This window comes from Pseudotamlana agarivorans, from assembly GCF_018860245.1.
Lineage (GTDB): Bacteria > Bacteroidota > Bacteroidia > Flavobacteriales > Flavobacteriaceae > Pseudotamlana > Pseudotamlana agarivorans_A.
On the sequence record NZ_JAHKPD010000025.1, the window covers coordinates 131662 to 146563 of the forward strand.

Annotated in this window: 10 protein-coding genes; 2 read left to right on the plus strand and 8 right to left on the minus strand. The window is 34.3% G+C overall.

The genetic code is table 11. The annotated features are described in order from the left end of the window. The first annotated feature begins 73 nt into the window (after positions 1 to 73). Together KO493_RS15595 and KO493_RS15600 are read left to right on the plus strand one after the other, a co-directional pair. On the plus strand, positions 74 to 1144 hold the full coding sequence (locus KO493_RS15595) for a PorV/PorQ family protein (protein WP_436839524.1): 1071 nt from the start codon (positions 74 to 76) through the stop codon (positions 1142 to 1144). After that, entirely contained in the window at positions 1141 to 2325 is a 1185-nt protein-coding gene (locus tag KO493_RS15600) for a lipoprotein N-acyltransferase Lnb domain-containing protein (RefSeq protein WP_252723254.1), read from the plus strand. The genes KO493_RS15595 and KO493_RS15600 overlap by 4 nt, the downstream gene beginning before the upstream one ends. A 96-nt stretch (positions 2326 to 2421) precedes the next feature. Here KO493_RS15600 and KO493_RS15605 read toward each other — a convergent pair whose 3' ends face one another. The 8 genes from KO493_RS15605 to KO493_RS15640 form a co-directional block, all read right to left on the minus strand. Next, the gene (locus KO493_RS15605; protein ID WP_216068911.1) at positions 2422 to 3813 is read right to left on the minus strand and encodes an exopolysaccharide biosynthesis polyprenyl glycosylphosphotransferase; all 1392 of its coding nucleotides are present in this window, start codon (positions 3811 to 3813) and stop codon (positions 2422 to 2424) included. A gap of 44 nt (positions 3814 to 3857) precedes the next feature. Further along, positions 3858 to 4880: a glycosyltransferase family 4 protein gene (locus KO493_RS15610; RefSeq protein WP_216068912.1), complete on the minus strand. Its 1023-nt coding sequence runs from the start codon at positions 4878 to 4880 to the stop codon at positions 3858 to 3860. A gap of 42 nt (positions 4881 to 4922) precedes the next feature. After that, positions 4923 to 6281: an O-antigen ligase family protein gene (locus tag KO493_RS15615; protein ID WP_252723255.1), complete on the minus strand. Its 1359-nt coding sequence runs from the start codon at positions 6279 to 6281 to the stop codon at positions 4923 to 4925. Further along, on the minus strand, positions 6278 to 7354 hold the full coding sequence (locus KO493_RS16065) for a glycosyltransferase (RefSeq protein WP_216068913.1): 1077 nt from the start codon (positions 7352 to 7354) through the stop codon (positions 6278 to 6280). The genes KO493_RS15615 and KO493_RS16065 overlap by 4 nt, the downstream gene beginning before the upstream one ends. Positions 7355 to 8911: 1557 nt before the next feature. Continuing rightward, on the minus strand, positions 8912 to 9409 hold the full coding sequence (locus tag KO493_RS15625; RefSeq protein ID WP_216068914.1) for a hypothetical protein: 498 nt from the start codon (positions 9407 to 9409) through the stop codon (positions 8912 to 8914). Continuing rightward, positions 9396 to 10268, minus strand: coding sequence for a hypothetical protein (locus KO493_RS15630; RefSeq protein WP_216068915.1), 873 nt, complete (start codon positions 10266 to 10268; stop codon positions 9396 to 9398). The genes KO493_RS15625 and KO493_RS15630 overlap by 14 nt, the downstream gene beginning before the upstream one ends. Before the next feature lie 109 nt (positions 10269 to 10377). Beyond that, positions 10378 to 11145: a DUF5991 domain-containing protein gene (locus tag KO493_RS15635; protein WP_216068916.1), complete on the minus strand. Its 768-nt coding sequence runs from the start codon at positions 11143 to 11145 to the stop codon at positions 10378 to 10380. Next, positions 11142 to 14897, minus strand: coding sequence for a hypothetical protein (locus KO493_RS15640; protein WP_216068917.1), 3756 nt, complete (start codon positions 14895 to 14897; stop codon positions 11142 to 11144). Before KO493_RS15640 ends, KO493_RS15635 begins: the two co-directional genes overlap by 4 nt. Between the last annotated feature and the right edge of the window lie 5 nt (positions 14898 to 14902).

The following is a 14902-nucleotide window of genomic DNA, read 5'->3' on the forward strand; positions in this document are numbered from 1 at the left end:
CTTTAACAATATCTATATCAAATTGCAGTTTATAGGTTTATAAATAATGTGCATCTTTGTAAAAAACTAGCCATTGAAAGCCTACATTACCACATTTTTTTGTGTGATAACTTTTTCTTTATTCAGCCAAACCGTTAGAAAATACTCCAACGAGTTTATGAATATTGGTGTCGATGCCGCTGCCTTAGGTATGAGTAATGCAGTAACTTCGCATTCAGCCGACGTGAATTCAGGCTATTGGAATCCCGCAGGACTTTTAAAATTAGAAGACAGCCAGGCTTCACTTATGCACTCCAGCTACTTTGCGAATATTGCAAACTACGATTATGCTGCTTTTGCTATGCCTATAGACGACAGAAGTGCCGTTGGTTTTTCGCTTATTCGTTTTGCAGTAGATGATATTCTAAACACCACACAACTTATTGACGCTCAAGGAAACATTAACTACGATCGTATTAGTTTATTTTCAACAGCCGATTACGGATTAACATTTTCTTACGCCAGACACATGCCAATTCAAGGCCTTAATTATGGGGTTAATGCAAAAGTTATAAGACGTATTATTGGTGATTTTGCGACTTCTTGGGGTTTCGGACTCGATTTCGGAATGCAATTTGAATCCAAAAACAATTGGAAATTTGGTGTCATGGCGCGAGACATCACCACCACTTTTAATGCTTGGGCTATTGATGAAGAGGAGTTTAAAACCATCAGTGACGCCATTCCTGGGCAGAATCAAGATCTACCCGAAACCACCGAAATCACGATACCTAAACTTCAAGTTGGTATCTCTAAAAAAGTGGATTTCAATTATGATTATAGTTTACTGACTTCAGTTAATTTAAATGTACGATTTGAGCAGAATAATGATATCATATCCACAGAAATTGCAAGTATCAATCCTGCCCTTGGTTTTGAATTTGGCTATATTGATATGGTTTACTTACGCGGCGGCATGGGGAATTTTCAAAATGAATTACAAATCGATAATTCTGAACAAGTAAGCTTTCAGCCTACCTTTGGTGTCGGGTTTCAATATAAAGGCATTCAAGTGGATTATGCTTTTACAGATATTGGCGACCAAAGTGTGGCTTTATACTCTAACGTTTTTTCTTTAAAACTTGATTTTAGTATTTTTAGATGATGCAAAAAACATTCAGCTTCTTCCTATTATTTTTAACTATTCAGTTTTCATTCGGGCAACAATATCAACTGTCTGAATCTGCTACCATAAGCGTACTTACTGTAGGCCCTGGAAAACATTTAAACGATGCTTTTGGCCATAGTGGTTTTAGAATTAAAGATCGTTTATCTGGACTTGATGTGGTTTATGGTTATGGTGAATATGATTTTGACACGCCTAACTTTTATCTGAAATTTGCTCAAGGCAAGCTTAATTATTTAATTAGTAAGACTGAATTCAATCGGTTTTTTCAAGCGTACCGCTATTACGACCGCTCAATTGATGAGCAAGTTTTAAATCTATCGCAAGCGGAAAAACAAAAATTATACGATTATCTAATCAATAATTACAAACCTGAAAACCGCGGGTATTTGTATGATTTCTTTTTTGATAATTGTGCCACAAAAATCAAAGATGTTACTAATCTTGCTGTAAACAACAGTATTAGCTTCAATAAACCTGAGGGTTTTAAAGATACCTCCTTCCGAACTTTAATCCAGAATGAACTGAACAGAAACTCTTGGGGCAGCTTGGGTATTGACATTTGTTTAGGTTCAGTGATTGATAGAACAGCATCTCCCGAAGATCATATGTTTCTACCTGAAAATATCTACAAATTCTTTAAAAACGCAACAATCCATAACGACAAAACACCTCTTGTGGCCGAAAGTCGTAATTTATATACTCAGCAAGATGCTACAAAAAACAGTTCTTTTTTTAGCAGTCCGCTTTTCGTTTTAAGTTTAATAAGTTGCTTCATACTTTTCATAACTTACAAAGATTATAAAAACAAAAAACAAAGCAAGTGGCTGGACATTACTTTATTTAGCATCACAGGTATTGTAGGCATACTTATTCTACTCCTTTGGTTTGCTACAGACCACAAAGGCACACATCAAAATTACAATCTGCTTTGGGCCTTTGCTCTTAATATTTTCGTTATCGTACAATTTTTTAAGGACAAGCCTGCATCCTGGTTTGTAAAATACGTGAAGCTATTAATTATTCTTTTATGCCTCATGATACTGCATTGGATTATTGGTGTTCAAGTTTTCGCTATCGGACTTATTCCTGTGGTGATTGCTCTGTTGGTGCGTTATGTTTTTTTAGTAGTAGGAGGAGTTCAGGAGTTAAGTAGTTGAAGGAGTTCAGGAGTTCAGTAGTTGAAGGAGTTAAGTAGTTCGGGAGTTAAGTAGTTATGGAGTTAAAGTAGTTGAGGCGTGAAGTTCCATTCTTTACTATTGTCCTCTTAGAAACACTACAGTACTCATGGTTTTTACTAAAATGATTATATCTAGGTAAAATCCGCGGTGTTTAATATAGTACAAGTCATATTGCAGTTTTAATAAACTATCGTCTAATGAAGACCCGTAGCGTGTTTTTACTTGCGCCCATCCTGTAAGTCCGGGTTTTACAATGTGCCTCGTTTCATAGAAAGGTAATTCTTTCGATAATTCATTTACAAAAACTGCACGTTCCGGTCTTGGACCAATAAAGCTCATTTCCCCTTTTAAAACATTAATAAACTGCGGAAACTCATCTAACCTCGTATGCCTCATGAATTTTCCAAATGAGGTAATCCGGTCATCACCCGCTTTGGCCCAAACTGGACCAGAAACCTCAGCATTTTCAATCATGGTTCGGTACTTAATAATCTTAAACACTTTACCGTTTTTACCAATACGTTCTTGAACATAAAAAAGAGGCCCTTGATTTCCTATGAGGTTTCCAACTAACACCAGCGGAAGTAGCATTAATCCCACACATAAACCAGTAATAGCCAAAATCAAATCGAATATTCGTCGGAAAAACAAATACAATTTATTTTGATTGTTTCTACTAAATGGAAAATATTTATAAAAATCCTTACCCACAAACTGAACAGGCACACGTTGTGTCATCTCCTCATACACATTGGTGTACTCGTTAATAGGAAAACCAGCCTCCAATAGCGTTATGAGTGTGTTATAAACCTCTTGTGTGATCGCTTCAGAATTATAACTGGCTACAATAACTTCTGATATGCCTTCAGACTGAATGATCTCTTCTATTTCTTGAGGAGGATATTCATTAACTCCATCAAGTATTATTTCATTTTGTTTCTGTGTATCACAATTCACAAAAGCAACAATCTTATAATTTGGATCGGTCTCATTAAAGACCTCTATAATCTTTTCAATGGTACCAACTTCACCAATAATTAAAACTTTTTTATAAAATCTAGGAGAAGCCACAAATAAAATATAAGCCCACCTCCAAATAAAAAGTGCCACAACTATCGCAAGGTAAAACACCAAAATTTGAAATCGGTTATTAGGTAAAACTGGTGTATAGAATGGTGTTAATAAATAAAACAACACGGTTACGGAAGCTGTTATACCAATTCCAAAGGAAATGCTTTCAATTTTACTAGATTTCTGTAGATCGTAAAGTTCAAAAATAGATCCGAAAATAGAGATATATAACACCAGGACAAAAATCCACGTCCAATTCTCTTTATTTATTGTAAAATAATCAAAATGAAGCACATGACTTACTAAATACAAGATACCAAGTACAGAGAATATATCGAAAATACGCAGTAATATTTTACGTTCGGATATATTAAAATGAATATTACTTTTAGGCATGAATTAATATTTTGAGAGTCATTAAAGATAACAAGTAAATTTAACTACACCTTGTTTTCACTAAAGACTTTAAACCATTGTTTTTTGACATGATTCCAATCAAACTGCTCTGTGTATTGACGCCCATTTAATGTCATCTTTTCTATTTTAGAAACCTCATTAAACGCTTCGGTAATAGCCTTTACAAAACCCTGTACAGAATTTGGTTCTACTAATATACCATTTTCTTTATTTTTGATTAGAAAAGGCATGCCTCCAACATTTGTAGAAATGACTGGCATACCTAAAGCCATGGCTTCAATGACACTTACAGGCATATTATCAATATTTGTGGTGTTTATAAACATGTTGTAGTCTTTGGATAAGGCTATCCATTCCGGTTTCGATAATTTCCCCGTAAAGGTAACGGCAACCCCTAAACTTTCGGCGTAATTTTTCGTTTTCTGTAAACTCCCATCAACATCAGGACCTACCATACATAATTCGGCAGCTATGTTTTTATTTTTTAAGGCTTTTAAAATATCTACAGCCAACAAGGGATTATAAATTTCCGAAAAAGAACGCACCCAAAGCAACTTGACTTTATCGAAGCGCCGTAGTTCAAACGGATAATTTTTCAACTCAATCGTATTTGGAATACAGGTGATATTACTATAACCTAAGGCCTCAAAATTTAATTTGGTATAGTTAGAAGGCGCCACATTCACAAACGCCCTATTAAATAATGTTTTAGATAAATTAGGAGATTGTTTTAAGCGATCTGGTAATTTTCCCCCGTGTAAAATAGGAATGTATTTTAAGTCGAGTTTTGCACATAAATTAGCACTCAAATAAGCATAGTAGAAATTTTGTGTGCTATAAGTATCAATTAATACATAGTCTAGCGTTTTTCTATACCTCCAAATATACCAAAGCATATCCAATACTCTCGCGACTTTATTTTCCTTTTTTGATGCGGTAATCACTTTAAATCCAAAATCAACTAATAACCGACTTAAGGTATCAATAGTCGTTACCGTTTTATTCTTATTGGCTAATTGATTCCCTATGTAAAGGATTGTTCTCATAAATTTTTATATGAATAGTAATAAAACTGAAATTAGATCTCACTAAGAAACCGGTTTTAGTTCTTGCTTTTTAGTTGGTTTAGTCTTATAAGTTATATTTAATAACGACAAGGCATAAATAAAACCTGGCGCTGCAATACGCATTGCCGAGTGATTAACGGTGAGAAGCCAGAAAAAATAAAACGAAAAGAAAAACAAGTTTTGTCTGTTTCCAATTCTATAGATTAATGGGGTAATTAATAAAATTGCAAAAGCAAAAAGCCCAAACAAACCATGTTCGGCAACAATACGGCTCATTTCGTTATGAGAGGCAGCCGCAATACCGGTTTCATTTAAACGTATTTCTTTAATTTTCCCTACACCAACCCCTAAAAAGGGATGATCCATAAATTCACTAAATTCTTGCGCCAATAAATCGGACCTCCCTGTCGTAACATCGGCCTTTTCTCTACCTGCTGCATCTTGGTTCGCGTAACGTTTATCTAGCAACCCACTGGTTTGCAACGAACTCATTAACCAAATAAAAATAATAGCTCCTGAAAAAACAAGAGACAAAAATTTAATTCTGAATTTCGTTTTTAAATTACCTTTTAAATAGTAAAGGCCTAAAAAGCTTAAAATCATGACTACACCAGTAATCACCCCACCCCTACTAAAAGTGGCTAAAGCTCTAAATGCCAATAAACCTAAAAGAAATAAATCGAACCCTTTATGTACTATTCCTTCTTTAGACAAAAAGAAACGTACTGCCAAAACAAAAATACCTATACCTAAAACTGATGCCATTTGATTTGGTCCAAAACCTCCAGAAGCCGCAAAATTAGATCCTGTACTTGTAATCACTTCCCTTAAATCGGGCGTATACAAAAACAAATAGGTGGTGGTACTTACTAATGGTAATAAAAAGGCCCATAAAATAATTTTCATTTGATTCATGGTTACCGTACGCCGATAACAAAAAATAGCAGCAACACCCAGGCTTACGGGGCCACTTAAATTAAAGGCAATAGCCTTTCTAATATTCGTTTCAAAGCCCATCTCGGTAACAGCCACAAAAATACCGGGAATCAATAAAAGAATATAAATGACATAAATTAAAGACTGTCGAGAAAACCCATTACCCAAAATGCCCATTACAGAAAACACAATCACCAGGTATTTGCTCGCCTCATAAAATACGGTTCCGCCGTTCATTCTTAAAAACACCTCCACACCAACCACGTAGGCACAAGCGATTAAAACATAAAAGGATTTATATTTTTGGGAAGCTTTTAATATTTTATAACTAAAAAAAGCTGTTGTAAATAAAAAGTACAATAGCGCTAGTGGCTTAAAGATATAGACTCCAATTGCCAAAACGACATGAAAACCGAGCAGTTTGTAAAATAGATTCAGCTTCATGGTTTATTTGAATTATAAATGGTAATTAAAGCGTCTATAACACCGGTTTCTGAAAATTCACTTAACACTTTGGCGTTTAAATTTTCGGCTGCTACATTTCTCAATTCTGCATTTTCAATATACGCTGTAATGGCTTGAGCTAAAGCTTCAGAATGCTTCGGTTCTACTAAAAGTCCTTCCTCTTCTGTCGAAATCACTTTATGGCAGTCCCCAACATCTGTAGCGACAACAGGCAGTTTAGATAAACCATATTCCAAGAGCGATACTGGTAAGCCTTCAGATTGCGATGCCAATACGCCTATGTCACTTTGATTTAAAACATGATGGATGTCTGAACAACTACCATATATAAAAGCGCTTTGTTTTAAGTTGTTTTTAGAGATATATCCCTTTATTCTAGAAGCATAATGGTCCTGAAAATCTTTCCCAACTAAATGCAAGGTCCAATCTGCATGTTTTTTTAAAACCAACTGAAAAGCTTTTAATAAGTTTAAATGATCTTTTTGCGGACGTAAATTTGCCAAACAAACGATACGTTTACCAAACACTCCTTTTAGAATAGTTTGAGGTTCATTACTATCCACTTGAGCGAAATTAGGCAAATAGGTTACCGATGCGGTAGACAAATTGGCTATGGCCCAAGATTCTAATTTAGCATTTACAGTAATGATATGATTGAACCATTTTGAACATTTTTTTAAAACATAACGGGGGCGACTTTCTAAAAACTCACTGTTCCCGTAATGGTCGTGCCAAACTAAAACCAAATTCGGATTTAATATTTTTATCAATGTCGCTAAAAAAAACGAGGTCGCATGCGCATGAATCACATCAATATTATTCTGTTTCAAAAAAGTGTTTAACCGTTTTATTGCAGCTAAATCTATGGTTTTTCTTTTATTTAAAAACAGATACCCAACATCTTTAGAAATGCTTTCCATTAGAAGCCCTTCTTCTCGTGTCGCGCACAAATAGGAACCCTCTAAACGCGATGCTAAAACACTAGCGTAATTCACCGCTACACGCTCTGCGCCCCCTGCATTTAATGAATCTATTAGTTGTAATACCCGCACACTTGCCTTTTAGGGTTTAAATATAATTTTATTATTGGTAAGGTCATGGGATATGGGTGGATTTTTGTTAGATTGGTTGTTTATTGGGGTTGTCGGTTTCTAGTTATTGGTTTTTAGTCGCTTACTCTTGAGAAGTTATTACGCGGAGTTACGCAGATGTTTCACAGAGGCTCACTGAGGGTGGAACTGTTCAACAAAAACTCCAATTGAAAAAGTTTCTTCTTTCGTCAGGAATGAAAACTTGAAACTTGAAACTTGAAACCTAAAACTAGATTCCCCCCCAGATTAAACAGTTAAACAAATAAACGCTTAAACAAGCTACCTGAATTTAGACACTGATTTTTATTGGTTGTTGGTTTCCTGTTATTGGTTTTTGGTCGCTTACTCTTGAGAGAAATTATTACACGGAGCTACACTGAGATTTCTCAGAGGCTCACAGAGGGTATAACTATTCAACAAAAACTCCAATTAAAATGGGGACTTCTTTCGTCAAGAATGAAAACCTGAAACTTGAAACTTGAAACCTAAAACTAGATTCCCCCCCAGATTAAACAGTTAAACAAATAAACGCTTAAACAAGCTACCTGAAGTTAGACACTGATTTTTATTGGTTGTTGGTTTCCTGTTATTGGTTTTTGGTCGCTTACTCTTGAGAGAAATTATTACAGGGAGCTTCGCTGAGATTTCACCGAGAGGCACGGAGGATTTTTAGACACAGATTTCACTGATTTTCACAGATTTGCATCCAAACCCTATTTTTGACACGAATTTCACTAATTATCACGAATTTTTGCGCGCTAGTTCAACTAAAAACTCCAATTAAAAAGGGGACTTCTTTCGTCAGGAATGAAAACCTGAAACTTGAAACCTCAGACTAGATTTCAACCTCTCTCCCGACTAAACAGTTAAACAAATAAACGCTTAAACAACCTACCTGAATTTAGACACTGATTTTTATTAGTTGGTGGTTTCTAGTTATTGGTTTTTGGTCGCTTACTCTTGAGAGAAATTATTACACGGAGCTTCGCTGAGATTTCACTGAGAGGCACGGAGGATTTTTAGACACAGATTTCACTGATTTTCACAGATTTGCATCCAAACCCTATTTTTGACACGAATTTCACTAATTATCACTAATTTTTGTGGGCAACATTTAGGCAACTTTGCACCTAATCAAGATACTATTACACGGAGCTACACGGAGATTACTCAGAGGCTCACCGAGGGTTTATTGTTTATTTTATGAGATGTTTATTTGTTTAATCGTTGAATTGTTTAACCGTGATTGGGGAGTTATATAACTACACATCTGTAATATCTTGAGGTTTTTTAATTATTCCATTTTCATTGAACTGCCTTATCATGGACGCTACAGTGATGCCGCTATTTCTTTCTTTCAGAAAAATATTTTGAGTTTAGTTTTACTAAGCAAAAACATTATAAGCATAAAGACAAATAATATTACTTTCATGTTTTTTGATTTAGATATCAATTATATCTAACCCATTATGCCTTGTTATGTTCGTAGGTAGTGTAAAGAATTACTCTTTTTTTAGATTATTCTCCGTTCTTTATCTCACAATACTTTTGGGTAGCAAACTTATCGAATAATTCTTCTCCATTTATCTCACTAATGTCTAGTTCTATTTTTTCCATAATACAATATTTATCGCGTCCAAAAACATCATGTTTTAGAGGAAAAAAACCATCTATTCTTCTAAGGTATAATTTACAATCTGTTGTATTAAAATTAAACAGCATCGTAACATGGTTTCCATAATGATCTCCATTTGTAAAACGGAATGAATTAGAATTAATTTTTATGAATTCCACAGATGAATTAAACAAAAGTTCGATGGCCTCAAACTTATAGATTTGACTGCTTGATAAGCTAATTACAAACTCAAAATCTTCCTTTAAAAAAACAATACTTTTTACAGTTAGGAGTTCTTTCTTATCATTAGCACTTTTTCCCTTACTATTCTTACAGGAGAAACAACAAAAACAAACAATTAATAATAAACTTAATTTCCATAATTTCTTAACCTGCTCCATCAATCTTAGTTATTGAAATTACATTATTATTCTTTTCTAATGTGTAACTATAATATTCTTCTCTAACATGTTCTTCATCCTCCTCTTTTGTGATCTCTTCTACACAAAACACCTCTAAACGTATTGTTTTCATACAATCCTTTGGCAACACGATTAATTCGTTTTCACAGAAACGATCTTTAAAGATATGAAAAATGCTATTTTCCTGAAGACTTGTATATTTTATAGGAGCTGTTGAAAAGTCGTAATCAACATTAGATCTGATTGTGGTTTTTAATTCTCTAAAATGCTCGTTCAGATGTTGCACATCGTACTCTGAAAAACAATTTTGATAAAGGGTTTTAGGTTTCACTACTTTTCTGTTAGATAAACTAAAATCTTCAAGCATGATCTTTTTAAAATTTAGTTGGTTGCTAGAAACCTTAGTCATAGTCTTAGCTTCTTCCTCTTCACATATTTCTTTCTCTACTTTTATTTTATTTAAATCTAAGCTATCGATAAACACCTCATTATTAATCGACCAAAACCTATCTGAGTTATGAATTCTACTTATCGTGATTTGTTCTTGTTGTTGACTATTTTGATTGAATACTTCAATATTAAAAATACCATCATGATTCTTTTTAGTTGTTGCTAATAGAACATCTTCTTCTTGTCCCCAATTATGATAAATCTTGTTGCCTTCAAATCTGTACGAAGCAACATACGCATCACAGGGTTCAAAAATTATTTTCTCAGAATCACGATCTGTAATTCTATAAAAAGTATGTCCGTCAAAATCATTTAATTCATCTTTATGCTGACAAGCCATGAAATTGATTAGGATTATTAAAATAGAAATTTGTTTTAGTAAGTTCATTTTTAAATTTTAACAATTTGTCCTTTATCTTTAATTTCATAATAAGATTTTGATTTCTATCAATTATCTCGTGTAATTAGGTGTTCTTTTACTTTGTGCTTTTGAAAGTTCAGTCTTTTTCAAACAAAACTTCCTGACCTCCACTTATAACTGGACTTACACCATAATATTCCTGACCCTTTTTATATAACTTTAGTAAAGGTGGTTTCTGATTTTTATTATAATCTGTACCTTCTAAACTTTCCTTGTAATAAAGTTTCAGAGTATCGTTCTGCTCTATGGCACTACATAAATCGTAGAAGTTGGTTTGGTAACCTTGTCCTGATAAAAAGACGCTATCTTTTTTGATTTTAATATCATAAAAAATCGATTTACCTCCCATCCCATCCTCTTTTATGTCAATAATTTCTTCATAAACAAAATCTCCTAATGGAAAATCACCCAAACTTCTTTTATTCAAAAAAGAATTAATTAAATTATAATATTCATCTTGTTTTTTTAGAACAATTTTTCTTTTAAAAACTAAATCATCATCAATCAGCGAAAACAAACTCACTTTTGAAGGGTATTTTAATTGATAAATCCAGCCTTCAGATTTTCCTTCATTATAGCTCGCTGGTACTTTTTCAACTTGCTTCAAATCAGCAAAAACAATTTTTTTCTCTTTCTTTTTTTTTACGTTGATTCTATAGAAGACTCCTAGGCTTGAGGTGCTATCATTAGCAAATTCAATACAAACATCTTTACTGAAATCGAATTTTCCATTTACGTTTTTTGTTCGTATATAATTAGCAATTCGTTTTTCTTCAGTTATTTGTATTTCTTCTTTACAACTTATTAAAAGAAATGAAATAATTAATACTCTAAAATATATCATTTTGAATAGTGTTTTCTAGGTGTAAAATAATGAATTATTTTTCCGGTCACAATATTGTCCTTTAAGTGATTCTTATCCTTTTCATACAACCACTCAACAACACCATTAAAATATATTCCTTCATGCCAGGAGTATGACTTTTCTGATATAGCTTCAATTGTCAAGACATTTTTACTTGAAGAAAAATATTTTTTCACAACACCTGCATGCCCGTTCCAAACAAAAATATCACCAATTTTCGGGTCTCCTGTATTTTCTTCAAGTTTATCAGGATGTTTTGCTGCATAACTTAAGATTCCTTTAGTATTAAGCCATTTCACCTCCTTACTCCATCCTATTTTATGAAGGTAACGGCAAACTAATTCAGAACAATCCATGTTTTGGATTCCTTCTTTAGACCAATCTACCCTCTTATTAGCATCCTTCCCTGATTCTTGCTTATAACCTACTATGTATTTTGTTTCAGCGTTTTTTCTCAACTGCTCCTCTTTTATTGAAATACTAGAAGCCCAATTTAACCCTTTTTGTATTTCTAAATCAGAATTTTCAACTACAGTAGTTGAATTAGAATAATCGCATCCATTTTTACAATTATTTCTGAAGTTCATTCCTTTATTCAAATACTTTTGAACACCTTTTTTTATCTCTTCTTTTGAGACTTGTCCATCGTTATTACCGTAATTAGCATTAGTGTCAAAGCCTGAATTTTGTTTATAAGCCCTAATTCTACTTTTATAATTTTTATCTGTTTTGATAAGGCCAGTACCATCTTTAGAAAAAACAATATGATTATCAGGTTTTCCCATTGAAGCAGGGTAAAGTACTTGCAGATAAAAATCTACAAATTCGACGTCTTTATTTTTTAATTTTTTAAAATACTTCTCCACATAATCCAATTGCTCAATTTCTGACATGTTAGCAAATTCTTTGATTCTTTTTAAAGATTTCCCTTTACCCCAATAATTATCTACAGTTTCTATCGTTATTTCTTTTCCTAATAGTGCTTTTGCTGTGGAAGGCATAAATTGAATCAGCCCTGTTCCTCCTGAATTACCCATATTAGGTGTATCTGACTTGAATTTCTCACCGCTTTCCCATGCAAATACAGCCATGAGGTTATTTGCCATTTCAACCTTTTTCTTTTGCCCCCATAAGTTCTTAGCTACCTGAATCACTTTATTTCTAAATTCACAACTAACTTTATTTCCCCAAATTAATGTTTCACAACCTTGGTTTTGCAAATACATCCCCCGCATCTGTCTCACAAAACTATTCACATTAAAATGCCATAGCATGTCTGAACTTGGTAAGAGGCGGGTTTCGGGTGCTTTGTATTTCCCTTTTTTGTATTCTTGGTCTAAAGCATCTTTTTGAGCATCTAAATCGGCTTGTTTTTTTTCTTTTTCTGCGCCTTCAGGCATATCTTTAGGATGAACAAAAGGCTTTGTGTCTATTTTGGCTTTTTTCTCTTCGTATTCCTTGTCATTTTCCGTCGTTTTAGGCGTGTAGGTCGTATTTTGTAGTTCTTGCCAAAACATGAGGTTTTTAATTTTCTCCACCAAATGCTCTAATTCAGCATCACGTTTTTGCTCTAGAAGCTTCTTTTTATTGGGGTCTTTTTCTAAATCAATACCCAGTTTGTAAAACTCTTGGGCTTCCGGCTTAATCGCTTCTGGGGTGAAGCTCCACTCACTTTTGTGTTTGACTACCATTTTTCCCATTCGTTCCGATTTGTGCGGATCATGTTGGGCGCATAAAAATTCCATAGGCGTGAGTACGCCGTTGCCATCTTCATCTACCATTTTCCAAAGGTCATCAATGAATACATCGGTTTTAGGTGATTTATGATAATCCTTCATCGCATAGACATACTCGCTACCGGCGTCGTAAGTTTCAAAACCAAAATTCCGCCATATAAAAGGGTTGATATCCTCTATGTCCACATCATCAGTCTTTATCCACCCGGTATGCTGATAATGCTCTTTTTCATATTCATAACTTTCCTTTACGAAGTACCATTGTTGTCCGTTATCATCAGTAATGGTGGTTTCTGGTTTCCCTTTAAGTTCAATGTCTTTTTTAAAGGTATTCCCGCTTTCGTGGGGTATAAGAGGTTCTTCAATATAAATATGACAACTATCAGAATCCAAGATAGTTTCTAACCCAGAAGTAACTGTCTCACCTGCTTTCAATTTTAATAATGATTTATCAATCCAAAATTCTTGGTTCCAAAAAGGAGGTTCTATGATAATTTCCCTAAGAGTACCTGTATCTGTTTCATAAAAATAAACAAAATCTCCTTTGGTTAACAGACCATTAAATTGCTTATTGACATACTCAAAACTACCGGCATCAATTTCATACCTGGTTCTGCTATGGTTACATATTCTATCTTTGATATAGACTATCTTTCCTTTAGAATTTTTACCTAAATGTTTAGCAGAGAGATGTTTCTCTTTATCAATAACACGAATAAGACTTATAACTTTTACTTGAACATAGTCCCCTTTAGCTTGGGTAACACGAACCGGTGTCCCAGCCTTGAGTTCCTTTTTGCTTTTCAAATAAGGTTCTAAAGTTATCCCTGACAATAGCTTATAACGCAGAAAATTATCTTCACCATCACCGGCACAATTATCTAATAAGGCAGAGACATCGGTATCATCAGCATCGGTAAATAGTTCCACGTGACTGGCATATTTTTTTTCATGCTTACGGAAACCAAATGCTCCCACATAAGCCACTGTTTGTCCCGCTTTGATAGGAATATCACAGGCTATTATTTTATCGACAAGTTCGTTGTTTACAATTTTAAGTGCTTCAAGGTCGCGTACTTGCACATAACCTCGGTATTCCCTTTTTGTACTCTTCACCCTCACCCATTTTTTATCTTCAGATTCTGAATTTTCGATAATTGTAACCTCGGTCCCCTTTGGAATCACATCAATACAAGTTCCGCTTTCTGATTTTCCAATATTGCTAGCCGTAATATTGTAACATAACGCACCATCTTTTAGTGCTTTGTTTAAAGAAGCGCCCTGATTGTTGCTGCCACTGGTAGTGAAATTGGTCTCCTTATCATAAGTTATTTTATACTTATCCGATTCCCCGGGAACTAATTTTAAACAATTGGAATGAATATGAATGTCTTTATAGGTCGTCTTAGTAAAAGGATCGGTGTAAGTGTAGCTGTAATATTTTTTATCTTCGGAAGTTTTTTTTGCGTTATAGGCCATGGCCCAATCGGCTAGTAATTCATCATTATTACGGGTAACGATGTGATTCTTCGGTATCAATACGATTTCTGGACCACGCTTTTTTCCTTTTTCAGCGAAAGCCGAACGCGCTCTCACGCCTTTTGGTGTATGAGACGCTTTAATTTTGGTCACTTTTTCACTAAGGTAATCTGGAATCTCTTGATGATTAATATCGATATCAAACTGACTCGCAATGTGATGATACAGACTATAGAAAGTGAGCTCATGGCCTTTCGGACTCCTATACTCATGTTGTAAGAGTACAAAACCATTGGAATAGGTCTCGGGACATTCATGTCCGCTTTGCAAATATTCTGAAGGCAATTTATAAGCTATAATCCGCGCATCACTTATAGCGACCAAAGCTGCCAAAGGTGTTTCAATATGCACACCACCATGCCAAGTATTGTAGCTGCTTAGCGGATAATTACCAAAAGCACTTGATGTTTTACGTTGATCTAGATTGCTGTCTTTTTGGGGATATAAAAATTTCAATGGGT

What these genes read in the sequence shown, in the direction of transcription:
- KO493_RS15605 (WP_216068911.1), bottom strand. Translation starts at nt 3,813, where the DNA reads ATGCCTAAAAGTAATATTCATTTTAATATATCCGAACGTAAAATATTA.
- KO493_RS15630 (WP_216068915.1), bottom strand. Translation starts at nt 10,268, where the DNA reads ATGAACTTACTAAAACAAATTTCTATTTTAATAATCCTAATCAATTTC.
- KO493_RS15635 (WP_216068916.1), bottom strand. Translation starts at nt 11,145, where the DNA reads ATGATATATTTTAGAGTATTAATTATTTCATTTCTTTTAATAAGTTGT.
- KO493_RS15615 (WP_252723255.1), bottom strand. Translation starts at nt 6,281, where the DNA reads ATGAAGCTGAATCTATTTTACAAACTGCTCGGTTTTCATGTCGTTTTG.
- KO493_RS15600 (WP_252723254.1), top strand. Translation starts at nt 1,141, where the DNA reads ATGATGCAAAAAACATTCAGCTTCTTCCTATTATTTTTAACTATTCAG.
- KO493_RS15610 (WP_216068912.1), bottom strand. Translation starts at nt 4,880, where the DNA reads ATGAGAACAATCCTTTACATAGGGAATCAATTAGCCAATAAGAATAAA.
- KO493_RS15625 (WP_216068914.1), bottom strand. Translation starts at nt 9,409, where the DNA reads ATGGAGCAGGTTAAGAAATTATGGAAATTAAGTTTATTATTAATTGTT.